24 protein-coding genes and 1 riboswitch are annotated in these 23,800 nt (G+C 70.5%); of the genes, 12 read left to right on the plus strand and 12 right to left on the minus strand.

Annotated elements, in window-relative coordinates; all coding sequences use genetic code 11:
* The first annotated feature begins 85 nt into the window (after nt 1-85).
* The 4 genes from OG611_RS00835 to OG611_RS00850 all read left to right on the plus strand — a co-directional run bounded on the left by OG611_RS00835 (nt 86) and on the right by OG611_RS00850 (nt 5,848).
* The gene (locus OG611_RS00835) at nt 86-340 is read left to right on the plus strand and encodes a DUF3311 domain-containing protein (RefSeq protein WP_266414500.1); all 255 of its coding nucleotides are present in this window, start codon (nt 86-88) and stop codon (nt 338-340) included.
* Nucleotides 337-1,971 carry a monocarboxylate uptake permease MctP gene (mctP, locus tag OG611_RS00840; RefSeq protein WP_266414502.1) on the plus strand — a complete coding sequence of 545 codons (1,635 nt, stop codon included), beginning with the start codon at nt 337-339 and terminating at the stop codon, nt 1,969-1,971. The genes OG611_RS00835 and mctP overlap by 4 nt, the downstream gene beginning before the upstream one ends.
* Before the next feature lie 165 nt (nt 1,972-2,136).
* A riboswitch (cobalamin riboswitch) is annotated at nt 2,137-2,278 on the plus strand.
* 139 nt (nt 2,279-2,417) lie between these two features.
* Complete coding sequence (locus tag OG611_RS00845; protein WP_266414504.1) at nt 2,418-4,829, plus strand: ribonucleoside-diphosphate reductase subunit alpha; 2,412 nt, start codon at nt 2,418-2,420, stop codon at nt 4,827-4,829.
* Nucleotides 4,829-5,848: a ribonucleotide-diphosphate reductase subunit beta gene (locus OG611_RS00850; RefSeq protein WP_259928740.1), complete on the plus strand. Its 1,020-nt coding sequence runs from the start codon at nt 4,829-4,831 to the stop codon at nt 5,846-5,848. Before OG611_RS00845 ends, OG611_RS00850 begins: the two co-directional genes overlap by 1 nt.
* Here the strand turns inward: OG611_RS00850 and OG611_RS00855 are convergent.
* Complete coding sequence (locus tag OG611_RS00855; protein ID WP_266414512.1) at nt 5,845-6,057, minus strand: hypothetical protein; 213 nt, start codon at nt 6,055-6,057, stop codon at nt 5,845-5,847. The two genes, OG611_RS00850 and OG611_RS00855, sit on opposite strands and share 4 nt — an antisense overlap.
* An 81-nt stretch (nt 6,058-6,138) precedes the next feature.
* Here OG611_RS00855 and OG611_RS00860 point away from each other — a divergent pair, with 81 nt between their 5' ends.
* Nucleotides 6,139-7,113: a GlxA family transcriptional regulator gene (locus OG611_RS00860; RefSeq protein WP_266414514.1), complete on the plus strand. Its 975-nt coding sequence runs from the start codon at nt 6,139-6,141 to the stop codon at nt 7,111-7,113.
* A 107-nt stretch (nt 7,114-7,220) separates the two neighbouring features.
* Here OG611_RS00860 and OG611_RS00865 read toward each other — a convergent pair whose 3' ends face one another.
* From OG611_RS00865 to OG611_RS00905, 9 genes are all read right to left on the minus strand, one after another.
* Nucleotides 7,221-7,958: a D-Ala-D-Ala carboxypeptidase family metallohydrolase gene (locus OG611_RS00865; RefSeq protein ID WP_266414516.1), complete on the minus strand. Its 738-nt coding sequence runs from the start codon at nt 7,956-7,958 to the stop codon at nt 7,221-7,223.
* Nucleotides 7,959-8,129: 171 nt separating this feature from the next.
* Nucleotides 8,130-8,768, minus strand: a complete 639-nt coding sequence (gene def, locus OG611_RS00870; protein ID WP_266414518.1) for a peptide deformylase — start codon at nt 8,766-8,768, stop codon at nt 8,130-8,132.
* A 104-nt stretch (nt 8,769-8,872) separates the two neighbouring features.
* Entirely contained in the window at nt 8,873-9,865 is a 993-nt protein-coding gene (locus tag OG611_RS00875; RefSeq protein WP_266414521.1) for a hypothetical protein, read from the minus strand.
* Between the two features lie 91 nt (nt 9,866-9,956).
* The gene (locus OG611_RS00880) at nt 9,957-11,222 is read right to left on the minus strand and encodes an HD-GYP domain-containing protein (RefSeq protein ID WP_266414523.1); all 1,266 of its coding nucleotides are present in this window, start codon (nt 11,220-11,222) and stop codon (nt 9,957-9,959) included.
* Nucleotides 11,219-12,697, minus strand: a complete 1,479-nt coding sequence (locus OG611_RS00885; RefSeq protein ID WP_266414526.1) for an HD-GYP domain-containing protein — start codon at nt 12,695-12,697, stop codon at nt 11,219-11,221. The genes OG611_RS00880 and OG611_RS00885 overlap by 4 nt, the downstream gene beginning before the upstream one ends.
* A gap of 137 nt (nt 12,698-12,834) precedes the next feature.
* A complete protein-coding gene (gene rsrA, locus OG611_RS00890; RefSeq protein WP_266414528.1) occupies nt 12,835-13,155 on the minus strand; it encodes a mycothiol system anti-sigma-R factor in 321 nt (106 codons plus the stop codon).
* Nucleotides 13,152-13,808 carry a sigma-70 family RNA polymerase sigma factor gene (locus OG611_RS00895; RefSeq protein ID WP_266425425.1) on the minus strand — a complete coding sequence of 219 codons (657 nt, stop codon included), beginning with the start codon at nt 13,806-13,808 and terminating at the stop codon, nt 13,152-13,154. The genes rsrA and OG611_RS00895 overlap by 4 nt, the downstream gene beginning before the upstream one ends.
* Nucleotides 13,809-14,081: 273 nt before the next feature.
* Entirely contained in the window at nt 14,082-14,717 is a 636-nt protein-coding gene (locus tag OG611_RS00900; RefSeq protein ID WP_266425428.1) for an alpha/beta family hydrolase, read from the minus strand.
* Between the two features lie 116 nt (nt 14,718-14,833).
* The gene (locus tag OG611_RS00905; protein WP_266414530.1) at nt 14,834-15,649 is read right to left on the minus strand and encodes an SOS response-associated peptidase; all 816 of its coding nucleotides are present in this window, start codon (nt 15,647-15,649) and stop codon (nt 14,834-14,836) included.
* Between the two features lie 78 nt (nt 15,650-15,727).
* Between OG611_RS00905 and OG611_RS00910 the strand changes: the two genes are divergently transcribed.
* The 4 genes from OG611_RS00910 (at nt 15,728) to OG611_RS00925 (ending at nt 19,313) form a co-directional block, all read left to right on the plus strand.
* Complete coding sequence (locus OG611_RS00910; RefSeq protein WP_266414532.1) at nt 15,728-16,441, plus strand: M50 family metallopeptidase; 714 nt, start codon at nt 15,728-15,730, stop codon at nt 16,439-16,441.
* A 121-nt stretch (nt 16,442-16,562) separates the two neighbouring features.
* Nucleotides 16,563-17,879, plus strand: coding sequence for a 3-phosphoshikimate 1-carboxyvinyltransferase (gene aroA / locus OG611_RS00915; protein ID WP_266414534.1), 1,317 nt, complete (start codon nt 16,563-16,565; stop codon nt 17,877-17,879).
* Nucleotides 17,880-17,882: 3 nt separating this feature from the next.
* Nucleotides 17,883-18,899, plus strand: a complete 1,017-nt coding sequence (gene rsgA, locus OG611_RS00920; RefSeq protein ID WP_266414537.1) for a ribosome small subunit-dependent GTPase A — start codon at nt 17,883-17,885, stop codon at nt 18,897-18,899.
* A 90-nt stretch (nt 18,900-18,989) separates the two neighbouring features.
* Nucleotides 18,990-19,313 carry a multidrug efflux SMR transporter gene (locus tag OG611_RS00925; protein WP_266414540.1) on the plus strand — a complete coding sequence of 108 codons (324 nt, stop codon included), beginning with the start codon at nt 18,990-18,992 and terminating at the stop codon, nt 19,311-19,313.
* A gap of 87 nt (nt 19,314-19,400) precedes the next feature.
* Here the strand turns inward: OG611_RS00925 and OG611_RS00930 are convergent, their stop codons facing one another.
* On the minus strand, nt 19,401-19,925 hold the full coding sequence (locus tag OG611_RS00930) for a TetR/AcrR family transcriptional regulator (protein WP_323180066.1): 525 nt from the start codon (nt 19,923-19,925) through the stop codon (nt 19,401-19,403).
* A 131-nt stretch (nt 19,926-20,056) separates the two neighbouring features.
* Here OG611_RS00930 and hisN point away from each other — a divergent pair, with 131 nt between their 5' ends.
* Together hisN and OG611_RS00940 are read left to right on the plus strand one after the other, a co-directional pair.
* The gene (gene hisN, locus OG611_RS00935; RefSeq protein WP_266414542.1) at nt 20,057-20,893 is read left to right on the plus strand and encodes a histidinol-phosphatase; all 837 of its coding nucleotides are present in this window, start codon (nt 20,057-20,059) and stop codon (nt 20,891-20,893) included.
* 203 nt (nt 20,894-21,096) lie between these two features.
* Complete coding sequence (locus tag OG611_RS00940) at nt 21,097-21,510, plus strand: cyclic nucleotide-binding/CBS domain-containing protein (RefSeq protein WP_266414544.1); 414 nt, start codon at nt 21,097-21,099, stop codon at nt 21,508-21,510.
* Between the two features lie 64 nt (nt 21,511-21,574).
* Here the strand turns inward: OG611_RS00940 and OG611_RS00945 are convergent, their stop codons facing one another.
* Nucleotides 21,575-23,026 carry a catalase gene (locus OG611_RS00945; protein ID WP_266414546.1) on the minus strand — a complete coding sequence of 484 codons (1,452 nt, stop codon included), beginning with the start codon at nt 23,024-23,026 and terminating at the stop codon, nt 21,575-21,577.
* 161 nt (nt 23,027-23,187) lie between these two features.
* Between OG611_RS00945 and OG611_RS00950 the strand changes: the two genes are divergently transcribed.
* A complete protein-coding gene (locus tag OG611_RS00950; protein ID WP_266414548.1) occupies nt 23,188-23,607 on the plus strand; it encodes a Fur family transcriptional regulator in 420 nt (139 codons plus the stop codon).
* Nucleotides 23,608-23,800 lie beyond the last annotated feature (193 nt).

Below are 23,800 nucleotides of genomic sequence, written 5' to 3' on the forward strand. Positions count from 1 at the left end.
GCGGACAGGGGGTGACGGTGACCGGAAGCCTCCCCTAGATTTCCTGCGCATTACAAGGTGATCAGCGAGGGGACGGAGTCGCCGCATGCCAGCAGACCCAGAAGGAAAACCACCCACCGTCACACCGGTCCGGGTGGTCATCGCCCTGTGTCTCATCGCGCCGTTCGTGGCGATGCTCTGGGTGAGTTCGTACGCGAAGGTGGACCCCACCTTCATCGGCATTCCGTTCTTCTACTGGTACCAGATGCTCTGGGTGCTGATCTCCACCGCGCTCACGATGACCGCGTACAAGCTGTGGCAGCGTGACCAGCGCGCCCGCAAGGGAGGTGAGTCGGCATGAAGGACGGTGTGAACGGCGTCGCGCTCGGCGTCTTCATCTTCTTCTTCGTGGCCGTCACGGTCATGGGCTTCCTGGCGGCGCGCTGGCGCAAGGCCGAGAACGAGGCCAGCCTCGACGAATGGGGCCTGGGCGGACGGTCGTTCGGCACCTGGGTCACCTGGTTCCTGCTCGGCGGCGACCTGTACACCGCGTACACCTTCGTCGCCGTTCCGGCGGCGATCTACGCGGCGGGCGCGGCGGGCTTCTTCGCCGTGCCCTACACGATCCTCGTGTACCCGCTGATCTTCACCTTCCTGCCGCGGCTCTGGTCGGTCTCGCACAAGCACGGGTACGTCACCACCTCGGACTTCGTCCGCGGGCGCTTCGGCTCGAAGAGCCTCTCGCTGGCGGTCGCCGTCACGGGCATCCTCGCCACGATGCCGTACATCGCGCTCCAACTCGTCGGCATCCAGGCGGTGCTGGACGTGATGGGCGTCGGCGGCGGCGAGAACACCCACTGGTTCGTCAAGGACCTGCCGCTGCTGATCGCGTTCGCGGTGCTCGCCGCGTACACCTACTCGTCCGGCCTGCGGGCGCCCGCGCTGATCGCGTTCGTCAAGGACGGACTGATCTACCTGGTCATCGCGGTGGCGATCATCTACATCCCGATCAAGCTGGGCGGCTTCGACGACATCTTCGCCAAGGCGGGCGAGGCGTTCTCCCAGACCAATCCGGCTACCGGGAAGCCGCGCGGCGCGCTCGCACCGGGCGAAGCGGGCCAATGGGGTTACGCCACCCTGGCGTTGGGCTCGGCGCTGGCGCTGTTCATGTATCCGCACTCGATCACGGCGACGCTCTCCAGCCGCAGCCGCAACGTGATCCGGCGCAACACCACGATCCTGCCGCTGTACTCGCTGATGCTGGGCCTGCTGGCGCTGCTCGGCTTCATGGCCATCGCCGCCGGGATCAAGGTGGACAACGGGCAGCTGGCCATCCCCCAGCTGTTCGAGAACATGTTCCCGGACTGGTTCGCGGGCGTCGCGTTCGCCGCCATCGGCATCGGCGCGCTGGTGCCCGCCGCGATCATGTCGATCGCCGCGGCGAACCTCTTCACCCGCAACATCTACAAGGACTTCCTGAAGCCGGACGCGACCCCGGAGCAGGAGACCAAGGTCTCCAAGCTGGTGTCGCTGCTGGTCAAGGTCGGCGCGCTCGCCTTCGTCCTCACCATGGACAAGACGGTCGCGATCAACTTCCAGCTGCTCGGCGGCATCTGGATCCTCCAGACGATGCCGGCCCTGGTCGGCGGCCTGTTCACCCGCTGGTTCCACCGCTGGGCGCTGCTCGCGGGCTGGGCGGTCGGCATGGTGTACGGGACGGTGGCCGCGTACGGGGTCGCCAGCCCGACCCAGGCGCACTTCGGCGGGTCCTCCGAGGAGATCCCCGGCATCGGCGAGATCGGCTACATCGGCCTCACCGCGTTCGTGCTGAACGTGGTGGTGACGGTGGTGCTCACCTTCGTCCTGAACGCCGTGAAGGCGCCCGCCGGGATCGACGAGACCTCCCCGTCCGACTACACGGCCGACGCGGGCGACCCGGGCGTGAAGACGGAACTCCCGCCGGCCACGGCGGGGGCGCCGGGCGGTCACTGAGACCCGCGCCAACGGCCCGTCGACGGCCCGCCGAGCCTCCTCCAGCGGGGCGCGGCGGGCCGTCGGCTTGATCCGGCCCGGCGGCCCGGGAAAGGGCCGTACGGCTCATTCTGTGGGCCTCGCCCAGCCTGCGCGACACAACATGTGGGGGCTGCCTCATCGGGCAGCCCCCACATGTATGCTCGTCCTCGCTGTCGCCGCAGGGGAATCCGGTGCGAATCCGGAACTGTCCCGCAACGGTGTATTCAGTGCGCTTTTGTGCACCCCCGAGTCAGTCCGATGACCTGCCGGCAGCGCATCCGGCTCGACCGAACCGGATGCCCAGACGTCCGGGCCTCGCGGTTGGGCCGGTGGACGCCGTGCGGAGTGCTGCCCTGCCCCGGGTACGCGCCCGTAGGGCTGCCCCGTTCCCCGCCGGCCCCGAGCCGAGCGAGGGAGAGCACCACGTGACCATCGCGCCAGCCGATCCGGCTTCAGTCGCCGTGTCCGCAGCAGCCGAGTCCGAGGCAGCCGCACAGGACGGGCCGGGAACCGCACTGCTGCGGACCCTGACCGACCTCACCGCCGATCTGCCCGACACCGACCCCGGCCGGGTCGCCGCTGCCGCGCTGCGCGGTCGCAGCGCCCGAGCGGACGAGGCCGAGCTGCGCTCGCTGGCCACCGAGGCCGCCGCGGGCCTGATCTCCGAGGACCCCGCCTACTCCCGGCTCGCCGCCCGGCTCCTGACCCTCACCATCGCGGACGAGGCGGCCGGCCAGGGCGCGGTCTCCTTCTCCGCCTCGGTCGCCGTCGGGCACCGCGAGGGCCTGATCGCGGACCGTACCGCCGAGTTCGTCGCCCGCCACGCGGCCGCGCTGGACGCGCTGGTGGAGCGTTCGCTCGCCGACGGCGCGGACGACCGCTTCGGCTACTTCGGGCTGCGGACCCTGCACAGCCGCTATCTGCTGCGCCACCCGCACACCCGCCAGGTCATCGAGACGCCCCAGCACTTCATGCTGCGGGTAGCGTCCGGGCTCGCCGAGGACGACTCGCAGCGCGCGGTGGACGAAGTGGCGGCGCTGTACGGGCTGATGAGCCGGCTCGACTACCTCCCCTCCTCCCCCACGCTCTTCAACTCCGGCACCCGGCACCCGCAGATGTCCTCCTGCTACCTGCTGGACTCCCCGCTGGACGAGCTCGACTCGATCTACGACCGCTACCACCAGGTGGCCCGGCTCTCGAAGCACGCGGGCGGCATCGGTCTGTCGTACTCCCGCATCCGCTCCCGCGGTTCGCTGATCCGTGGCACCAACGGGCACTCCAACGGCATCGTGCCGTTCCTGAAGACGCTCGACGCCTCCGTCGCCGCGGTCAACCAGGGGGGCCGCCGCAAGGGCGCCGCCGCCGTCTACCTGGAGACCTGGCACGCGGACATCGAGGAGTTCCTGGAGCTGCGCGACAACACGGGCGAGGACCAGCGGCGTACGCACAACCTCAACCTGGCGCACTGGATCCCGGACGAGTTCATGCGCCGGGTCGACGCGGACGGCGACTGGTCGCTGTTCTCGCCGGCCGACGTACCCGGTCTCGTCGACCTGTGGGGCGACGAGTTCGACGCCGCGTACCGGGCCGCCGAGGCGAAGGGGCTGGCCCGCAAGTCGATCCCGGCCCGCGAGCTGTACGGCCGGATGATGCGCACCCTCGCGCAGACCGGCCAGGGCTGGATGACGTTCAAGGACGCCTCCAACCGGACCGCGAACCAGACCGCCGAGCCGGGCAGCGTCGTCCACTCCTCGAACCTGTGCACCGAGATCCTCGAAGTCACCGACGACGGCGAGACGGCGGTCTGCAACCTGGGCTCGGTCAACCTCGGCGCGTTCGTCGCCGACGGAGACATCGACTGGGAGCGGCTGGACGCCACCGTCCGCACCGCCGTGACCTTCCTCGACCGGGTCGTCGACATCAACTTCTACCCGACCGAGCAGGCCGGCCGCTCCAACGCGAAGTGGCGCCCGGTGGGCCTGGGCGCCATGGGTCTCCAGGACGTCTTCTTCCAGCTGCGGCTGCCTTTCGACTCCCCCGAGGCCCGCGCGCTCTCCACGAGGATCTCCGAGCGGATCATGCTCGCCGCGTACGAGGCGTCGTGCGAGCTGGCCGAGCGGTCCGGCCCGCTGCCCGCCTGGTCGCAGACGCGCGCCGCGCGCGGTGTGCTGCACCCCGACCACTACGACACCGAGCTGAACTGGCCGGAGCGATGGGACGCGCTGCGCGCCCGCGTCGCGAAGAGCGGGATGCGCAACTCGCTGCTGCTCGCCATCGCGCCGACGGCGACGATCGCCTCGATCGCGGGGGTCTACGAGTGCATCGAGCCGCAGGTCTCCAACCTCTTCAAGCGCGAGACGCTCAGCGGTGAGTTCCTCCAGGTCAACGCGTACCTGGTGGATGAGCTGAAGCAGCTCGGGGTGTGGGACGCGCGGACCCGTGAGGCGCTGCGCGAGGCCAGCGGCTCGGTGCAGGGCTTCGCCTGGATCCCGGAGGACGTGCGGGCGCTGTACCGCACGGCGTGGGAGATCCCGCAGCGCGGCCTGATCGACATGGCGGCGGCCCGTACGCCGTTCCTGGACCAGAGCCAGTCGCTGAACCTGTTCCTGGAGACGCCGACGATCGGCAAGCTCTCCTCGATGTACGCGTACGCCTGGAAGCAGGGGCTGAAGACGACGTACTACCTGCGCTCGCGCCCGGCGACCCGGATCGCCCGTGCCGCCTCCGGCCAGGCCGCGACCGCCGCCCCCATTCCCGTACAGCAGGCTTCGGCGCCCGACGCGGACGCGATCGCCTGCTCCCTCGAAAACCCCGAGTCCTGCGAGGCCTGCCAGTAATGAGCTCCACCAACTCCGACAAGAACCTTCTGGACCCGGGCTTCGAACTGACGCTGCGGCCCATGCGCTACCCGGACTTCTACGAGCGCTACCGCGACGCGATCAAGAACACCTGGACGGTGGAGGAGGTCGACCTGCACTCCGACGTCGCCGACCTCGCCAAGCTGTCCCCGGGCGAGCAGCACATGATCGGCCGGCTGGTCGCGTTCTTCGCGACGGGCGACTCGATCGTCTCCAACAACCTCGTGCTGACGCTGTACAAGCACATCAACTCCCCCGAGGCGCGGCTGTACCTGTCGCGGCAGCTCTTCGAGGAGGCCGTGCACGTCCAGTTCTATCTGACGCTGCTGGACACCTATCTGCCCGACCCGGACGACCGTGCCGCCGCGTTCGACGCGGTCGAGGAGATCCCCTCGATTCGCGAGAAGGCGCAGTTCTGCTTCAAGTGGATGGACTCGGTCGAGAAGATCGACCGGCTGGAGACGAAGGCCGACCGCCGCCGTTTCCTGCTGAATCTGATCTGCTTCGCGGCCTGCATCGAGGGGCTGTTCTTCTACGGCGCGTTCGCGTACGTCTACTGGTTCCGCTCGCGGGGTCTGCTGCACGGTCTCGCCACGGGCACCAACTGGGTGTTCCGTGACGAGACGATGCACATGAACTTCGCGTTCGAGGTCGTGGACACCGTCCGCAAGGAGGAGCCGGACCTCTTCGACGACGAGCTCCAGCAGCAGGTCACCGACATGCTGAAGGAGGCCGTGGCCGCGGAGCTGCAGTTCGGCCGTGATCTGTGCGGCGACGGGCTGCCCGGCATGAACACCGAGTCGATGCGGCAGTACCTGGAGTGCGTCGCCGACCAGCGGCTCACCCGGCTGGGCTTCCCGGCGGTCTACGGCTCCGAGAACCCGTTCTCGTTCATGGAGCTGCAGGGCGTGCAGGAGCTGACGAACTTCTTCGAGCGCCGGCCGTCCGCGTACCAGGTGGCGGTGGAGGGCTCGGTCGCCTTCGACGACGACTTCTAGATCCTGGCCCAGCTTCTGAGGTAGGGGCGCCGCGCAGCCGTGACCGGCTGCGCGGCGTCCGCCGTTTCCGGGGGTCCGTCGCTCCGGGCCCGTTCCGCGGCGCGCAGCTCGCGGTCGATGCGGCGCTCGCGGGCGAATCCGACAAGGGTGGGCAGCAGGAAGAGAGCGATCAGCACGGCCGTGCCCAGGACGTTCTGGAATGTGTTCATGGCTCCACTCTCGTCCGCGCGGACACATCGCGGCAGTGGCAGGACTGTCATGGACCATCGAATTACTGCCACACTGGCTCCATGCTGAAAAATGTCGCCGCTCTGCTGCTCGACGAGGTCCACCCCTTCGAACTGGGCGTGCTGTGCGAGGTCTTCGGCCTCGACCGCAGCGACGAGGGACTGCCGGTCCACGATTTCGCGGTGGTCTCCGCCGAGGGCCCGGTGCTCCGGACCCATGCCGGCTTCACCATCAGTACGCCGCACGGCCTCGACCGCCTGGAGGAGGCCGACCTCATCGCCGTACCGGCCGGCAGCCACTTCATGGACCGGGAGTACCCCGAGGAGGTGCTCGGCGCCCTGCGTCGGGCGGTGGACCGGGGCGCCCGGGTGCTGAGCGTCTGCTCCGGCGCGTACGTGCTCGGCGCGGCCGGGCTGCTCGACGGGCGCCGCTGCACCACCCACTGGCGCCACGCCCCGGAGCTGGCCCGCCGCTATCCGCGGGCCGTCGTCGAACCCGATGTGCTGTACGTGGACGAGGGCCAGGTCATCACCTCGGCGGGCACGGCGGCCGGGATCGACGCCTGTCTGCACCTGGTCCGGCAGGCGTACGGCCCCGACGCCGCCAACGCGATCGCCCGCCGCATGGTGGTGCCGCCGCACCGGGACGGCGGCCAGGCGCAGTACATCGAACGGCCGCTGCCCCGCACCCCCTGCGACACCGTCGGCGAGACGCTGGTCTGGATGGAGCGCCACATCGACCAGGAGATGACCGTCGAGCAGCTCGCCGCCCAGGCACACATGTCGCCGCGCACCTTCGCCCGCCGCTTCCAGCAGGAGACGGGCACCACTCCGTACCGCTGGCTGCTGCGCCAGCGGGTGCTGCTGGCACAGCACCTGCTGGAGACATCCGACGAAACGGTGGACACGATCGCCGGACGCACCGGCTTCGGGACCGCCGCCGCACTGCGCCACCAGTTCGTACGCTCCTTGGGCACCACGCCGAACGCCTACCGTCGGACTTTCCGTGGCCCCGGCGCGATGGTCGAAGTGACCTGACCCCTCATCCACGCCCGACCCCCAACAGATCTGACGTCGGATCAATCGTCCAACAAAGGGCCCCGTACGCCGGTTCGGACGGAACCGGCGCACGGGGCCCTCGCACGTCAGACGCCGCAGTTCGGCGCCGACCAGTAGTGGCTGGGGCCCTGGTTGACGTGGATGTGGTCACCGTGGTCCGGGTAACCCGGGCCGAGGATCCCGTTGAAACCGTGATTGCGGGCCTGCTTGGCGAGGGTGCACAGGGAGTGCGGCCCGGCGCCCAGGTCGGCCGCGTCGCCGTACATGTGGCGGCTGTTGGACGCGCCGCCGACCGCGCTGTTGCAGGACGCGGAGCGGAAGCCGCTGGTGATCCGGATGGACTGGTCACCGAGCGCGTGCCGCAGCGCCTCCAGCTTCCACATGGTGCTCAGCGCGTTGGCCTTCGCCGTGCCCGCCGCGACGGCACCACCTGCCCAGGTCGAGTTGCACTGGTTGTGCTCGGCGTACGTGAAGTGCGCCGGGGTGCAGTCGTTGTCCTGGAGCTGGTAGATCTTGGCCTGGGTGGCCGGGCCCGCGATGCCGTCGGCGGCGAGGCCGTAGGCGGCCTGGAAGCGCTTGACGGCGGCGGTGGTGGCCGGCCCGTAGGAGCCGTCGACGGCGAGTACGGAGTTGTAGCCGGGGTAGCCGGCCACCCGGATCTGGAGCTGGACGACGTCGTTGCCGGTGGCACCGGGGGACATCGTGCGGGTCCAGGTGTAGCAGCCGTCGGCCTGTGCGGTGCCGGCGGTCACCACGGCACCACCCCAGGCAAAAGCCATGGTCATGACAAGTCCGAGCAGGAGTCGTGCGGTACGTCTGAGCATGGGGGCTCCCTACCGTGACGGAGATATGGGGAGAGAGCCTGTCGGACGAGTCGACGCGCGTCAACTACCCACGGATGAATGGCAGTTGGCGGTCATCCGGGGTTGAAGCCCGACGGGCCCGGCCCTCCTCGCGAGAAGGACCGGGCCCGTCGGTGACGGTCGGCTGCGCACTCAGTCGTTCGGCACGATCTCGTAGCGCGGCGTGTTCTCCGCCATCTGCCGCAGCGCGTCCTTGCGGTCCCGCTTCGAGAGCCGGTCGATGTACAGGTAGCCGTACAGGTGGTCCGTCTCGTGCTGGAGGCAGCGGGCGAAGTAGCCGTTGCCCCGGATCTTGACCGGGTTGCCCTTGGCGTCCTGTCCGCGCACCACCGCGTAGTCCGGGCGGGCCAGCGAGGCGTACGCCGTCGGGACGGAGAGGCAGCCCTCGTTGGAGTCGTCCAGGACCCGGTCCTCGGGCGCCAGCTCTTCGAGCACCGGGTTGCAGACGGCGCCGACGTGCCGCACGCCCTCGTCGTCCGGGCAGTCGTAGACGAAGACCTTGAGGTCGACGCCGATCTGGTTGGCGGCCAGGCCCACGCCCTCCGCCGTCCGCTGGCTCGCGAACATGTCGTCGATCAACCGGCCCAGCTCGTCGTCGAACGCGGTGACGTCCTTGCACTCCTTGTGGAGCACCGGGTTGCCCACGACCGTGATCGGACGGGAGGTACCGCGCTCGCGATAGGCCGCCTCGCGCGCCTCACAGTCCTCCGTGTCCACGACGAAACCCTCGTCGTCGACGCTGATCTGCTCGTCCGTCTCCTGCTGCGCCATGTCCGCCGTACGCCTTCCTCAAACCTGAAACCCGGTCATCCGACAGTTCCGGGGCCGGGCACCCGAGCACCGCGACCGGTGCCCGTACAGCCTACGGGCACCGGTCAGCAGACTTCTTCGAGATCCCGCCACTCACGGCTGTCCGGGCTGTCCGCCACCCAGCCGTCCAGCAGACCTCGCACCAGACCGGCCGGTGCCGCTATCCCGCACTCCCGTTCGGGCACCCACAGCTCACCGGCGGTGCGGTGGCCCAGCGGGCCCGGATGCCCCGGTTCGCTGTGGTCGTGCGGGTCGAGGTGCTCGCCGTCGCCCTCGTCGCTCTCCATCCGGCTCTCCGAGCAGGCCCGGCAGAGCAGCCGCACGGAGGACGACCAGTCCTCGGCGGCGAACCCGGCGTCGGACGCCAGCTGCTCCAGCGCGTCCCGGTCCGCCTCGGTGGCCGCTTCGAGCAGCACCACCCAGGTGGGCACGGGGGACGGCGCCCACAGCTCGATCTCGTCGAAGACGGGGTACGAGGGCCCGGCCGCGGTGACCCGCTCGCCGTGCGGCACCCCGTCGTGCAGGACGACCTCGCCCCAGCGGCGGCCGGACGACGGCAGCGGAATGGAGAGCACCTCCATCCGGGCCGGATCGAGCCTGCGGCCCCACACGACCTCGGCCTCGCCCTCCGGCGACAGCCGTACCGCGGCGCTGCCCAGCTCCATGCCGACCGGCTCGCTGTTGGCCGCCGAGGTGTGCTGGCCGGCGCCCGGCACCTTCAGGCCGTACGCCTGCCAGGCCCGGCGGGCCAGCGGCCAGTCCTGCAGCGCGGTGGCGGCGATCCCGACGTTCCACCAGTCGGGAGCGCCGGATTCCCTGTCGAGCAGCGCGACGGCCCGCAGGCCGGCGGCTCTCGCCTGTTCCCAGTCATGCCGGAATTTGTGCAGCAGCGCCAGGTTGAACCACGACTCGGAGAGCCAGGGTTCCAGGTCCGCCGCACGTGTCAGCAGTGCACCCGCGTCCTCGTACCGGCCGTCGCCGATCAGCGTGAACGCGCGGTCGGTGGCCTGCCGCCAAGAGGCGGAGGGCCGATGCCGTACCTTCCCGAAGATCCTCACGATTCCCGCCTGTCCCGACTGGACACCCTCGTTTTCCGCTCTTCTTCGCATCCAACCATGCCGGACCGGACGCCCGCTCATTACCCATGGGTTACCCGGGCAGGACCGGGGCCGGACCGCCCCGGGACAGGACCCTGGCCAGTGATTCCACGACTTCGGGCTGATAGTCGTGGGCGGTACCGAGCCTGAGTTGTTCCAGCGCGCCCAGCGGCCCGATGAGACTTTCCCCGCAGAGGTCGTCGTATGCGTTGACGACCCTGACGATCCTGGCGGACAACGGCTGCTCGCGATAGGGGTCGGCCTGCCGTTCCACGACGACGGCGACCTCGGTGTCCACCCCGGTCTGCCGGACCACGGCGCCGCCGAGCAGCGCGATGCGGCGCTGCTCGGCGGCGGGCAGGGTGGCCGTCGCCCCGTCCGGGACCGGGTCGACGAGCGAGAGCTGTCCGATGTCGTGCATCAGGGCGGCGTGCTCCAGCACGGTCAGCCGGATCCCGGAGAGCCCCAGCTCACGGCCGACGGCCCGGCAGAGCACCGCGACCCTGCGGGCATGCCCGTGCGGGGTGTACCCGGCGATCTCGGTGGACCTGGCGAGCGAGGCGATGGTCTGCCGGTACGTGGTGCGCACGGCGACGAACCGGCGGAACGAGACCTGGGTCAGCAGCAGCGGTACGCACAGGACCGGCAGCGCCCACAGCCCGGCGACGGCCACCCCGAGGGCCATCACGACCCCGGTCGCACAGACCGCCGACCCGATGCCGATGAGACCGCGCAGCTCATCCCGGAGCAGCGGCGGATAGGGATGGCGGGTGTACGAGCGCAGCAGCAGGGCCGCGAGCACGGCGTCGCACAACGCGGTCAGGACGAGGAACAGGAGCAGGACGAGCACGTAGTACGGCCCTTCGCCGAACCAGCTCCCGCTGCGGCCGCTGTTGTACAGCGGCTGGAAGCACACGGCGGCGAAGGTGACGGTCAGGACGCGGCGGGCCACCCGGTCGGGTGCGGGTCCCGTGCCACGCGCCACATGGGGCACACAGGCGACCAGCTGTGCCGCGACGAGCACGGCGATCACCTGGAGGACACCGTGCGCGGTCGCCTCGCCGCCGCTGCGGCCGAGGAGGGCGTACGCGAGTGCCCCGGCGGCCCCGAGCGGCGCGGGCTCGCGCTCACCGGGCAGCGCGCCCCAGCGGGCCAGTTCGCCCACCGTGATGAGCACCCCGAAGGCGAGGGCGTGGCCGGGGTCGTGGACGCCGTCCCAGAGGGTGTGTCCGAGCCCGGCGACGGCGAGCAGGGCCGCGGCGGCGCGGACGGCGAGGACTACGGGCGGCAGCCGTGTCCCGGCCCTGGCCCGGATCATCGGCGGCGGTCCGCGGGCGACTGCGGACCGGACACGGCGCCGAGCCCGTCCGCCGACGGCTGCGGGGAGGGTACGCGGTCGAGCCCGCCGGGCGGCCCGGGACGATCCGACGGGCGGCCGGGGAAGGCCCCCGCGTCCTCGCCCCTCGGCCTCGGGACCCCGGCCTCGTCCGCCGTCACGGCCGTCGTCACCGCCGACCAGCCGTGCCGTTCGAGACCACGCACCAGCGCCCGGACCATCTGCGGGTCGAACTGCGTGCCCGCGCACCGCTTCAGCTCCTCCAGCGCGGCCGGTACCGGTCTGCCCCGCCGGTACGAACGGGTCGAGGTCATCGCGTCGAAGGCGTCCGCCACCGCGACCACCCGGGCGAACTCCGGGATCTCGCGCCCGCTGAGCCCGTACGGATAGCCGCTGCCGTCGAGCCGTTCGTGGTGGTGCAGGATCGCGGCCCGCGCCTCGCCGAGGAATCCGATGCCGCGGACGATCTCGTGCCCGTACTCCGGATGCAGTTCGATCACCTGTCGCTCCTCCGGCGTGAGCGGCCCGTCCTTGCGGAGCACCCGGGTGGGGACGCCGAGCTTGCCGACGTCGTGCAGGATGCCGGCGAACCGGACGACCTCCAGGCGGTCCTGGTCCATACCGAGTTCGCGGGCGATGAGGACGGAGGCCCGCCCGACCCGTTCGCTGTGGCCGCGGGTGTAGGTGTCCTTGATGTCGACGGCCTGCACCAGCGCCCTGATGGTGGCGCGGTGGGCGGCGTGCTCGCGGTGGTACTGGGCGAAGACCCAGCAGGAGATGTACATCGGCAGCAGGACGATGAGCGCGGACAGCGGCCCGTACGGGCCCCGCCACAGGACCGCCATCATCAGCCCGGCGAGTCCGTGCACCAGATGCGGCCCCAGCGAGCGGGGCAGCAGCCCGCTCCAGGCCCGCCGCAGGGGCAGCCGTTCGGCCGCGACCAGGATGGAGCCGTCCAGCGCGGTCAGGACGAGGCTGAAGGCCAGGGCGGCGGCGCAGGCGGGCAGGATCGCGCAGGGAAGGTCGGGGATCCGGTCCGGGCCGGTACCGATGCCGCCGAGCGTGGCGGGTCCGCCGAGCAGTCCGTGGACGGACGAGGCCGCCCAGACCGTGACGGCGAGCTGCGCGGCCCGCCAGACGCGCCGCGCGATGGCGGGCGGCTGTTCCACCCGGCCGACGAGCGATCCGGGCACCGCGACGAGGGCGGCCGCGGCGGGCGGCAGCAGAAGGGCGGCGGCGAGCAGCAGCGGAAAGAACGATCCGGCACGGATCGGCACGGAGCTGCCGAAGAAGGGGCAGCGCCCGGGGAGTTCGCAGACGAGATAGAGCCCGGTGAGCAGTGCGACGGTGACCCACGGGGTCCCCGCACCGCTCCGCAACGCGGGGAGCACGCAGAGCAGGGCGCCCGCCGCGACCGCCGGAATGTACGCGCGCGCCGCCCCGCGTGTGGCTCTCACCCGCTCGGCCCGCCCCCCAACATGGTCAATGGAGGCGCCAGGCTAGCGAGTTGTGCAACCGGTCGAGCGTCGATGAGCCCGATTAGCACATTCGGGTGATTCGGTGGCGGCGGCCGGTACCGATCGGCCGCCGGGTGTCACTCCTTGGCGGCGGTCGGCTGTTCGCTTCCCGCGGCCGTCACGTCCTGTTCGGGCACGACCTGCCCCGAGCGGATCAGATCGATCCGGCCCATCACCTTGGACCGCAGATCACTCGGCACGTCGTCCTGGCCGCAGCAGCGCTTCACCAGCTTCTTGACGGCCTGCTCCAGACCGTACTTCTCCAGGCACGGGGAGCACTCCTCGAAGTGCACCTCGAACTTGGTGCAGTCGCTGTCGGGCATCTCATGGTCGAGAAACTCATAGAGATGATCGAGGACTTCCGAGCAGTCCGTCTCGTGCGGCTCTCCGCAGCTCATGAGCCCGAGCCTTTCCGATCGTCCGACTCTCCGGCACCGGCCGGGACGAGCCCGCGCTCACGGGCGTAGTCCTCCAGCATGCCGCGCAGTTGGCGGCGGCCCCGGTGCAGTCGGGACATCACCGTACCGATGGGAGTCCCCATGATGTCCGCGATCTCCTTGTAGGCAAAGCCCTCGACATCGGCGAGATACACGGCGATGCGGAACTCTTCGGGGATCGCCTGCAGAGCGGACTTCACGTCGGAGTCCGGCAGGTGGTCGAGCGCCTGCGACTCGGCGGAGCGCAGACCGGTCGACATGTGCGACTCGGCGCGCGCCAGCTGCCAGTCCTCGATCTCCTCGGCGGCGCTGCGCTGGGGTTCGCGCTGCTTCTTGCGGTACGAGTTGATGAACGTGTTGGTGAGGATGCGGTACATCCACGCCTTGAGGTTGGTGCCCTCACGGAACTGGTGGAAGGAACCGTACGCCTTGGCATACGTCTCCTGGACCAGGTCCTCGGCGTCCGCGGGGTTGCGCGTCATGCGCAGCGCGGCCGAGTACATCTGGTCGAGGAAACCGAGAGCGTCCCGTTCGAAGCGCGCGTTGCGCTCGGCGGGCGTCTCCTGTGCGCGGCCGTCGTCGGTCCCTGTGTCGGTCCCAGTGACCGGACCCACCTCCTCCAACGCTGTGGCGGAACCGAAACCGGACCCGCTCGAATCGGAGAATAGTCGACCTTGCTTCGAGACGGGCTGTCGATCCGATCCGCCCAGGGCCCGCTCGGGAGTGGTCTTGGCCGCGTGCAGCACCGTCCACTCCAGGTCAGCGGCGTTCGAGCGGCGCGGGCAGATGGTCGAACCCATGCGACGGACTCCCTCTCCACGTACGACGTTGATGTACCGATGACACCCACAACAGTGGCCCCCCGCGCAACATTCCCGGGGTGTACGTCACACGAGGGCGGCCAGCCATCCGGTCACGGCGGCGGTCAGGATCCCCATCGCCTCGTCCTGGCCCGGACCGGCCTTCTTCGGTACGGCGAACCCGTGGTCGCCGTACGGCACCTCGGCGATTCCGTACTCCCCCGGCGGGAATTCGGCGGGCCGCCCGAACGGGTCGTGGCCGCCCTGCACGACAAGCGTGGGGACGCCGGAGCCGAGGAGCTCGTCCGCGCGGGACTTCTCCGGCCTGCCCGGAGGGTGCAGCGGGAAGCTGAGCGCGAGGACGGCGCGGGCGCCTAGCTCCGCGGCGGTCCGGCAGGCCACCCGGGCCCCGGCACTGCGGCCGCCCGCGACGACGGGCGGCCCGGCGGCGGTGAGCGCGGGCCACAGCCCCCGCCACCCGGTGTCCAGGGTCTTCGGGGCGGGCGCGAGCCGCTTCCCGGCCACCCGCCACGGCTGCTCCACCAGGGCGACGGTCACCCCGTGGGCGGGCAGCGCGGCGGCCAGTGCCTGGAGGTCGCGGGCCTCGATGCCGCCGCCGGCGCCGTGGCCGAGAGCGAGGACCAGCCGGGCCTTCCCGGCCTTCGTCGTGCCCGTCGCGGGGAACCAGGTGATCCTGGCCGGTCCGGCATCGGTGTCGACCATTTCGGCCGCCTCGGCTCCGCGGCCCGTCTCTGTAGTACTCACGCACCCCATCCTCCCCGCCGAGAGCTCGGGAGGCCGACTGCTGGGGAGCCGACTGCCCGGGAAAGCGTGCTTGCTCAGAAGAGCGTGCTCACTTCCGGGGCGGCCAGCTCCTCCAGCAGCTCGGGGCCGTTGTTGCGGACGTTGCTGACGGCCGTGGCCACCGGATAGGCCCGCATCAGCCCGCCCGGCGGCGGTGCGAGCAGGGCCTTCAGCTCCTCGACGTCGGTGCGCGACGGGTCGAGCCAGGCGTCCCAGCGGTCCGGGGTCAGCATCAGCGGCATCCGGGGGTGGATGTCGGCGAGCGCGGCCGGGCCGTCGGCGGGGGCGACGGCGAGCGGGGTGGTCTCCGCCTCGGTCGTGATCACCGAGCAGGTCACCCACCAGGCCATCGGGTGGTCGTCCGGCAGGGTCCGGTCGCGCCAGAACTCGTAGAGCCCGGCCATCGCGAAGACCGATCCGTCGGCGGGTGTCACGAAGTACGGCTGCTTGCGCGGGCGCTTCTTCTTCCCCTTCTCCTCCAACTGCCGTTCATCCGCGCCGGTGACCCACTCGTAGTAGCCGTCGGCGGGCAGGATGCAGCGCCGGGAGACGAAGGGACGGCGGAAGGACGGCTTCTCGTGGACGGTCTCCGCGCGGGCGTTGATCATCCGTGCGGCGCCCTCCGGCGACTTCGCCCAGGACGGTACGAGTCCCCACTTCAGCGCGCGCATCTGGCGAACCGGACGCTGATCGTCTGCGTCTTTCAGAGGGCGCTCCAGTACGGCGTAGACCTCCTTGGTGGGCGCCACGTTCCAGTCGGGGGCCAGGGCCTCCGCCGGTTCCCACTTCTCGACCTGGAAGAGTCCGGTCAGATCCTCGGGCCGCCGACTCGCTGCATACCGTCCGCACATAAGTGCCAGACTGCCACGACCGCCACGCCGACAAGATGCCGATACCGCAAGCCGAAACCACGAGGAGCCGCCCACACCATGGACAGCACCGATCTGGGCAATCTGTGGGACCGCGTGTTCGGCACCCAGCCCGCCCCCGAGCAGTGGCTCGTGGTGGTGACGGGCACGCTCGCACTGATCGCCGTCGTGCCGAACCCGATATGGCGGCTGACCCGCAACGCGATCACCATCGCGCACGAGGGCGGGCACGGGCTGATCGCGCTGCTCACCGGACGACAGCTGTCCGGCATCCGGCTGCACTCGGACACCAGCGGCCTGACCGTCAGCCGCGGCAAGCCGACCGGTATCGGCATGATCCTCACCGCAGCCGCCGGCTACACCGCCCCGCCGCTGCTGGGCCTGGGCGGCGCGTGGCTGCTGGTCGACGGCAGGATCACGCTGCTGCTGTGGGTGGCCACCGCGCTGCTCGCGGTGATGCTGGTGATGATCCGCAATGTGTACGGGGCACTGACGGTGATCTTCACCGGATCGGCCTTCCTGCTGGTGTCCTGGCTGGCCTCACCGGCCTGGCAGTCGCTGTTCGCGTACACCGTGGTCTGGTTCCTGCTGCTCGGCGGCGTGCGCCCGGCCTTCGAGCTCCAGTCCAAGCGGCGGTACGGCGGTGCGCCGGACTCGGACGCGGACCAGCTGTCCCGGCTGACGGACGTACCGGCCGCGCTCTGGCTCTTCCTCTTCCACGCGGTGTCGCTCTGCTCGCTGATCGGCGGCGGGCGCTGGCTGCTCGGGATGTGAGGGCCGGCGGCACCGGAGCGCCCGTACCCGGCCGACGGCTTCTACCACGCTTGGGTTACGCCCCTGTTTCGACCCATTTGATCGAGATTCGGGTTTGCGGTGAGCCACTAAAGTAAGGGCCATGACCGATAGTTCCGTGCACCCCGCCCTCTGGCCCGCCCCGCATGCGACCGGGGCCGTCGACGCGACCGTCACCGTGCCCGGATCGAAATCGGTCACCAATCGCGCGCTCGTCCTCGCCGCGCTCGCCGCCGAGCCCGGCTGGCTGCGCCGCCCGCTGCGCTCCCGCGACACCCTGCTGATGGCCGAGGCGCTGCGCGCGATGGGCGTCGGCATCGAGGAGGGCGTGGGGCCGGACGGCTCCGGCGAGGCCTGGCGGGTCATCCCGGCCGGACTGCACGGCCCCACCACGGTCGACGTCGGCAACGCCGGCACGGTCATGCGCTTCCTGCCGCCGGTCGCGGCCCTCGCCGACGGCCCGGTCCGCTTCGACGGCGACCCGCGTTCGTACGAGCGCCCGCTGACCGGCGTGATCGACGCGCTGCGGGTGCTCGGCGCCCGGATCGACGACGAGGGGCGCGGCTCGCTGCCGATGACGGTGCACGGCGGCGGCGCGCTGGACGGCGGACCGGTGGCGATCGACGCCTCCTCGTCCTCCCAGTTCGTCTCGGCGCTGCTGCTGTCGGCGCCGCGCTACAACCAGGGGGTGGAGGTGCGCCACACCGGCGCCAGGCTCCCCTCCATGCCGCACATCCGGATGACCGTCGACATGCTGCGGGCGGTCGGTGCGCAGGTCGACGAGCCGGAGACGGGCGGCGAGCCGAACGTCTGGCGGGTCTCCCACTCGGCCCTGCTGGGCCGTGATCTGACCATCGAGCCCGATCTCTCCAACGCCCAGCCGTTCCTCGCGGCCGCGCTGGTCACCGGCGGCCGGGTCACCATCCCCGACTGGCCCGAGCGCACCACCCAGCCGGGCGACGCGCTGCGGGAGATCTTCACGGCGATGGGCGGCAGCTGCGAGCTGACCGAGCACGGCCTCACCTTCACCGGTTCGGGCCGTATCCACGGCATCGACGTCGACCTCGGCGAGGTCGGCGAGCTCACCCCCGGCATCGCGGCGGTCGCGGCGCTGGCCGACGCGCCGTCCACCCTGAGCGGTGTCGCCCATCTGCGGCTGCACGAGACGGACCGGCTGGCCGCGCTCACCAAGGAGATCAACGAGCTCGGCGGCGATGTCACCGAGACCGCCGACGGCCTCCACATCCGGCCCAGGCCGCTGCACGGCGGTACCTTCCATACGTACGACGACCACCGGATGGCAACCGCGGGGTCGATCATCGGCCTTGCCGTCCCCGGAGTGGAGATCGAGAACGTGGCGACAACCGCCAAGACCCTGCCGGACTTCCCGCAGATGTGGACCGGAATGCTCGGGGCCTGAGACATGCGCCGCTACGGCAAGAACCCCGACGAGGACGACATCCGGTTCCGCCCCAACCCGAAGGGCAACCGGCCTCGCACCCATACCCGCCCGAAGCACGAGGACGCCGAGGAGGGCATGGTCCTCACCGTCGACCGCGGCCGCCTCACCTGTCTCGTCGACGGCCGTACGGTCATGGCGATGAAGGCCCGTGAGCTGGGCCGGAAGGCCGCCGTGGTGGGTGACACGGTCTCCATCGTCGGTGATCTCTCCGGCGACAAGGACACCCTCGCCCGCATCGTCCGCATCGGTGAGCGCCGCTCGGTGCTGCGCCGGACCGCGGACGACGACGATCCGTTCGAGCGGGTGGTCGTCGCCAACGCCGACCAGCTGGCGATCGTCACCGCGCTGGCCGATCCGGAACCCCGTCCGCGGATGATCGACCGCTGTCTGGTCGCTGCGTACGACGGCGGGCTCTCCCCGCTCCTGGTCCTCACCAAGTCCGATCTGGCCTCCCCGGACAAACTGCTGGAGGCGTACACCCCGCTGGGCGTCCCGTTCATCGTGACCAGCCGCGAGGAGCTGGAGAACGGCGACGCGGCCGAGCGGGTCCGCGAGCAGCTGCACGACCGGGTCACCGCCTTCGTCGGGCACTCCGGCGTCGGCAAGACCACGCTGGTCAACGCGCTGGTGCCGAAGGACCGGCGGCGTACCACGGGAGTGGTCAACGCGGTCACCGGCCGCGGCCGGCACACCACCACGTCGGCGCTGGCGCTGCCGCTGCCCGACTACCGCGGCTGGGTGATCGACACCCCCGGTGTCCGCTCCTTCGGGCTCAACCACATCGACCCGTCCCGAGTGATCCACGCGTTCCCGGACCTGGAGCCCGGCACCGAGGGCTGCCCGCGCGGCTGCACCCACGACAGCCAACAACCGGAATGCGCCCTGGACGCCTGGGTGGCGGAGGGCCACGCCGATCCGGCCCGGCTGGACTCGCTGCGCCGGCTGCTGTCCACCCGGGAACGACGCGAAGGCGACTGACCGGGGCACGTTTGCGATCTACCGCCGCCGGTAAATGCATAATCACACCCAGTGTGGCAAGGCGGTCACCGACGTGGGAGGGCACTGACGATGGCGTGGCTGCTGGTCGTGGTCGCAGGACTTCTGGAGACCGGCTTCGCCGTCTGTCTGAAACTCTCGCACGGCTTCACCCGGCTCTGGCCGACCATCGCGTTCTGCGTCTTCGCCCTCGGCTCCTTCGGGCTGCTGACGATGTCGCTGAAGAAACTCGACGTGGGGCCCGCCTACGCGGTGTGGACCGGCATCGGTGCGGCGGGCACCGCGATCTACGGCATGGTCTTCCTCGACGACGTGGTCTCCACCCTCAAGCTGGTCTCGATCTCCCTGGTGATTCTCGGGGTGATCGGGCTCCAGCTCTCGGGCTCGTCCCACTGACCGCGCCCGGAGCCCCCGCCACCACATGGCGTACCAGCGGTGCCGTCTCTCCGTCCGCCCCCGAAGGCGCGGGCACCAGCGCGTAGCTCAGGGCGAGTCGCAACGCGATCTCGCAGGTCGCGGCCAGTGCTTCCGGGTCGTGCGTCGGCCGTCCCCCGTCGAAGGCTGCACCGCGCGTTCGCCGGCCCGGCGGAGCAGTTCGGCGGGGGTCGGCGGCCCCGGGTCGGCCCACCGCCGGCCGGGCACCGGGAACGCGCACCCGGCCGCAGGGGGTGCGGGGCGGGGCAACCGCTCGTTCCAGCACCCGGTGAGCAGGGCCTTGACCAGCACGTTCGTACGTACGGCCCGGACGGTCCAGGCAGCCACGGCGGCCAGCCCGTCCTCCGTACCGCCGGCCGACCCCAGCGCCAGCTCGACACCGGCCAGATAGCCGTCGGCGGCATCGCGGACCAGGGCACGGGCCAGGCCGTCCTTGCCGCCGAACTCGTTGTAGAGGGTCTGCCGGGAGACGCCGGCGGCGTACGCCACGTCAACCATGCGCACCGATGTCCAGGGCAGGGTCGCCAGCGCCGAGAGGGCGGCGTCCAGCAGTACGTCTCGCGCTGTGGGCATCGTCGCCTCCTGCGCCGGGCAGGCCCGAGGGCTGCGCGTCCCAGAGTTGACCCGCTCCCGGGGACTGTCAATGGTCCGCGCGGCTCCAGGCTCCTGTAGCCCTGCCCACCTGTGATCGATACTGTGACGGCATGCCCGATTACCACGATGATCTGCGCCTTGCCCATGTTCTGGCGGACGCCGCCGACGCGGCGACGATGGACCGGTTCAAGGCTCTCGACCTCAAGGTCGAGACCAAGCCGGACATGACGCCGGTGAGCGAGGCCGACAAGGCCGCCGAGGAACTGATCCGCGGCCACCTCCATCGGGCCCGCCCGCGCGACGCGATTCTGGGCGAGGAATTCGGGATCGAGGGCACCGGTCCCCGGCGCTGGGTGATCGACCCGATCGACGGCACCAAGAACTACGTGCGCGGCGTGCCGGTCTGGGCGACGCTGATCTCGCTGATGGAGGCCGGCGGAGGGGGTACCTCCCGCTCGAGCGGAGCCGAGAGTGGGGGAGGCTTCCAGCCGGTGGTCGGCGTGGTGTCCGCGCCCGCGCTGAACCGGCGCTGGTGGGCGGCGAAGGGGGCGGGCGCGTTCTCCGGCCGCAGTCTGACCTCCGCGACCCGGATCCAGGTGTCGAAGGTCGAGCGGATCGCCGACTCCTCGTTCGCGTACGCGTCGCTGAGCGGCTGGGAGGAGCAGGGCCGCCTCGACGGATTCCTGGATCTGACCAGGGCCTGCTGGCGCACCCGCGGGTACGGGGACTTCTGGCCGTACATGATGGTCGCCGAGGGATCGGTGGACATCTGCGCGGAGCCGGAGCTCTCGCTCTGGGACATGGCCGCCAACGCCATCATCGTCCAGGAGGCGGGCGGGAAGTTCACCAGCCTGGACGGGGTCTCCGGTCCGGGCGGCGGCAACGCCGCGGCCTCGAACGGGCTGCTCCACCACGAGCTGCTCGGCTACCTGAACCAGCGCTACTGAGTCGGCACCACCGACCGGCACCGCCGACCGGGATCACGTCACCGGATCACGTCACCGAAGGGCGTCGCGCGCCGTCGCGCGCCCTTCGGGCTACTTCGCCCCCCTTGTTCCGTCCACGCATCGGTGCAACTCTGAGAGTCCCCCCGCTTGTGAATTTGTGAATCGGCTCACGCGGCCTTTTCACCAAGGAGGTGGCTCCTTTCATGCTCGTCCGTGACGCCATGAGCACGCTGGTCCTCACCATCGGCCCCGCCCATACACTCCGCCAGGCCGCCCGTCTGATGTCGGTCCGCCATATCGGGGCCGCGGTCGTCCTCGACAAGGACAACAGCGGACTCGGCATCCTCACCGAACGCGACATCCTCAACGCCGTCGGCTCCGGCCAGGATCCGGATGCCGAGACCGCCGCCACCCACACCACCACCGATGTGGTCTTCGCCGCCCCCACCTGGACCCTGGAAGAGGCTGCGGAGGCCATGACACACGGCGGGTTCCGCCACCTGATCGTGCTGGACGACCACGGGCCCGTGGGCATCGTCTCCGTCCGCGACATCCTGCGCTGCTGGGCACCCACCAGGCGCCGCCACCACGCGCAACTCATCGACTGGGCCCCGTGAACGACCGGTGGGCCGGCCTCCCCCGAAGGGGAGACCGGCCCACCGCCGACGACAGTCGCCCGGCTCAGCCGCGAAGGGCCTGGACCGCGGCCTCCAGACGCTTGCCGAAGTCGCCGTCCGCCTGGCGGAAGTTGTTGATCGCGCGCTCGGCGATGTCATCGCGCGACACCTTGGCGATGAACCCGGCAAGGTTGTCGATAAGCCGCGCCTTCTCGTCCTCGGAGTAGAGCCGGTAGAGGTTTCCGGCCTGCACGAAGTCGTTGTCCTCGGCGTGGCTCGGAGCCGCGTGCGTGGCGACCTCACCGGTGACGGTGGCGGGCCCCCACAGCGGGCGGTCGGTCTGGACCGGACCGCCGAAGCTGTTCGGCTCGTAGTTCTTCGCGCCCTTGTGGCGGCCGTCGTACAGGTAGCCGTCACGGCCGTGGGTGCGCGCCTCGGTGGCGTGCGGACGGTTCACCGGCAGGTGGTCGGCGTTGATGCCGACGCGGTAGCGGTGGGCGTCGCCGTACGCGAAGAGGCGGCCCTGGAGCATCTTGTCGGGGGACGGACCGATGCCCGGCACGAAGTGCGCGGGGCTGAAGATCGACTGCTCGGTCTCCGCGAAGACGTTCTCCGGGTTGCGGTTGAGCTCCAGCTTCCCGATCTCGATCGGCGGGTAGTCCGCGTGCGGCCACACCTTGGTGAGGTCGAACGGGTTGAAGCGGTACGTGGCCGCCTCGGCCGCCGGCATGATCTGGACCTGCACCGTCCAGGACGGGAAGTCGCCGCGCTCGATCGCTTCGCGCAGATCGCGCTGGTGGCTGTCCGGGTCCTCACCGGCGAGCTTGTTGGCCTCGGCCTGGGTGAGGTTCTTGATGCCCTGGTCGGTCTTGAAGTGGTACTTGACCCAGAAGACCTCGCCGGCCTCGTTGTTCCACTGGAACGTGTGCGAGCCGTACCCGTTCATGTGGCGCAGCGTGGCCGGGATGCCCCGGTCGCCGAAGAGCCAGGTCACCTGGTGGGTGGACTCGGGCGACAGACCCCAGAAGTCCCAGACGTTGTCCGCCTCCTGCGAGCCGGTGTACGGGTCGCGCTTCTGGGTGTGGATGAAGTCCGGGAACTTGATGGCGTCCTTGATGAAGAACACCGGGGTGTTGTTGCCGACGAGGTCGTAGTTGCCCTCCTCGGTGTAGAACTTCAGCGCGAAACCGCGGGGGTCGCGCACCGCGTCGGCCGAGCCGAGGTTGCCTGCGACGGTCGAGAAGCGCAGGAAGGTCTCGGTCTGCTTGCCGACCTCGGAGAGGAACTTCGCCCGCGTCCACTGCGAGACGTCGCGGGTCAGCGTGAACGTGCCGTACGCGCCGGCGCCGCGGGCGTGCACGATGCGCTCCGGAATGCGCTCACGGTTGAAGTGCGCGAGCTTCTCCATCAGCGACTGGTCCTGTACCAGGACGGGACCGCCGACGCCCGCGGTCTGGCTGTTCTGGTTGTCGGCGACCGGCGCGCCGGCCTCCGTGGTGAGCGGTCCCTGCGTCACGTGCGCCTCCTGCGTCGTTCCTGCACATTCGTCTTGTCCTGCACAGCCTGTCCCTTGGCGTATGCCGATGCCGATCCTACAATGGACTTAGTCCAAGTCAAGTGAACATCCAAAGTCACACCCGTTCGGGACCTGGTCCCTTCACTGTTAGGCTTGTTTCTATGAGTGACCTGTTGGAACGACTTCGCGGACGCGGCTGGCGCATGACTGCGCAGCGGCGCGTCGTGGCCGAGGTCCTCGACGGGGACCATGTGCACCTGACGGCCGACGAGGTCCACGCGCGGGCCGTGGCCAAGCTGCCCGAGATCTCCCGCGCCACCGTCTACAACACGCTGGGCGAGATGGTGACGCTCGGCGAGGTCATAGAGGTCTCCACGGACCGCCGCGCCAAGCGTTACGACCCGAACGCGCACCGGCCCCACCACCACCTCGTCTGCGCGAGCTGCGGCACGATCCGCGACGTGCACCCGGCCGGCGACCCGATGGCGGATCTGCCGAGCGCCGAGCGCTTCGGCTTCACGGTGTCCGGCGTCGAGGTGACCTACCGGGGCATCTGCCCGAACTGCGCCGCGACGACCTGATCCACCCGGCGAAGGCCCCGGTGCGAGCATCACGCGCACCGGGGCCTTTCGCGTGAATCCTCGCAGCGGGCGACACGCCTCCCCGCCATCGGCACGTGCGCACCCCCTTCCCGAATCTGACGGGTAGTCATATCGTCTGCGGCGATCACGTCCGCCCCGCGGCGGATCCGCACCTCGATACGCGCGAGGAGAG

The sequence above is a fragment of the Streptomyces sp. NBC_01363 genome (genome assembly GCF_026340595.1).
In the GTDB taxonomy this organism is placed as follows: Bacteria; Actinomycetota; Actinomycetes; order Streptomycetales; family Streptomycetaceae; genus Streptomyces.

Excerpts from the sequence above, each read along its gene's own strand:
- OG611_RS00835 (WP_266414500.1), top strand. The coding sequence starts at position 86 with ATGCCAGCAGACCCAGAAGGAAAACCACCCACCGTCACACCGGTCCGG.
- mctP (WP_266414502.1), top strand. The coding sequence starts at position 337 with ATGAAGGACGGTGTGAACGGCGTCGCGCTCGGCGTCTTCATCTTCTTC.
- OG611_RS00850 (WP_259928740.1), top strand. The coding sequence starts at position 4,829 with ATGAGCTCCACCAACTCCGACAAGAACCTTCTGGACCCGGGCTTCGAA.
- OG611_RS00855 (WP_266414512.1), bottom strand. The coding sequence starts at position 6,057 with ATGAACACATTCCAGAACGTCCTGGGCACGGCCGTGCTGATCGCTCTC.
- OG611_RS00860 (WP_266414514.1), top strand. The coding sequence starts at position 6,139 with ATGCTGAAAAATGTCGCCGCTCTGCTGCTCGACGAGGTCCACCCCTTC.
- OG611_RS00865 (WP_266414516.1), bottom strand. The coding sequence starts at position 7,958 with ATGCTCAGACGTACCGCACGACTCCTGCTCGGACTTGTCATGACCATG.
- def (WP_266414518.1), bottom strand. The coding sequence starts at position 8,768 with ATGGCGCAGCAGGAGACGGACGAGCAGATCAGCGTCGACGACGAGGGT.
- OG611_RS00880 (WP_266414523.1), bottom strand. The coding sequence starts at position 11,222 with ATGATCCGGGCCAGGGCCGGGACACGGCTGCCGCCCGTAGTCCTCGCC.
- rsrA (WP_266414528.1), bottom strand. The coding sequence starts at position 13,155 with ATGAGCTGCGGAGAGCCGCACGAGACGGACTGCTCGGAAGTCCTCGAT.
- OG611_RS00900 (WP_266425428.1), bottom strand. The coding sequence starts at position 14,717 with ATGGTCGACACCGATGCCGGACCGGCCAGGATCACCTGGTTCCCCGCG.
- OG611_RS00905 (WP_266414530.1), bottom strand. The coding sequence starts at position 15,649 with ATGTGCGGACGGTATGCAGCGAGTCGGCGGCCCGAGGATCTGACCGGA.
- OG611_RS00910 (WP_266414532.1), top strand. The coding sequence starts at position 15,728 with ATGGACAGCACCGATCTGGGCAATCTGTGGGACCGCGTGTTCGGCACC.
- aroA (WP_266414534.1), top strand. The coding sequence starts at position 16,563 with ATGACCGATAGTTCCGTGCACCCCGCCCTCTGGCCCGCCCCGCATGCG.
- rsgA (WP_266414537.1), top strand. The coding sequence starts at position 17,883 with ATGCGCCGCTACGGCAAGAACCCCGACGAGGACGACATCCGGTTCCGC.
- OG611_RS00925 (WP_266414540.1), top strand. The coding sequence starts at position 18,990 with ATGGCGTGGCTGCTGGTCGTGGTCGCAGGACTTCTGGAGACCGGCTTC.
- OG611_RS00930 (WP_323180066.1), bottom strand. The coding sequence starts at position 19,925 with ATGCCCACAGCGCGAGACGTACTGCTGGACGCCGCCCTCTCGGCGCTG.
- hisN (WP_266414542.1), top strand. The coding sequence starts at position 20,057 with ATGCCCGATTACCACGATGATCTGCGCCTTGCCCATGTTCTGGCGGAC.
- OG611_RS00940 (WP_266414544.1), top strand. The coding sequence starts at position 21,097 with ATGCTCGTCCGTGACGCCATGAGCACGCTGGTCCTCACCATCGGCCCC.
- OG611_RS00950 (WP_266414548.1), top strand. The coding sequence starts at position 23,188 with ATGAGTGACCTGTTGGAACGACTTCGCGGACGCGGCTGGCGCATGACT.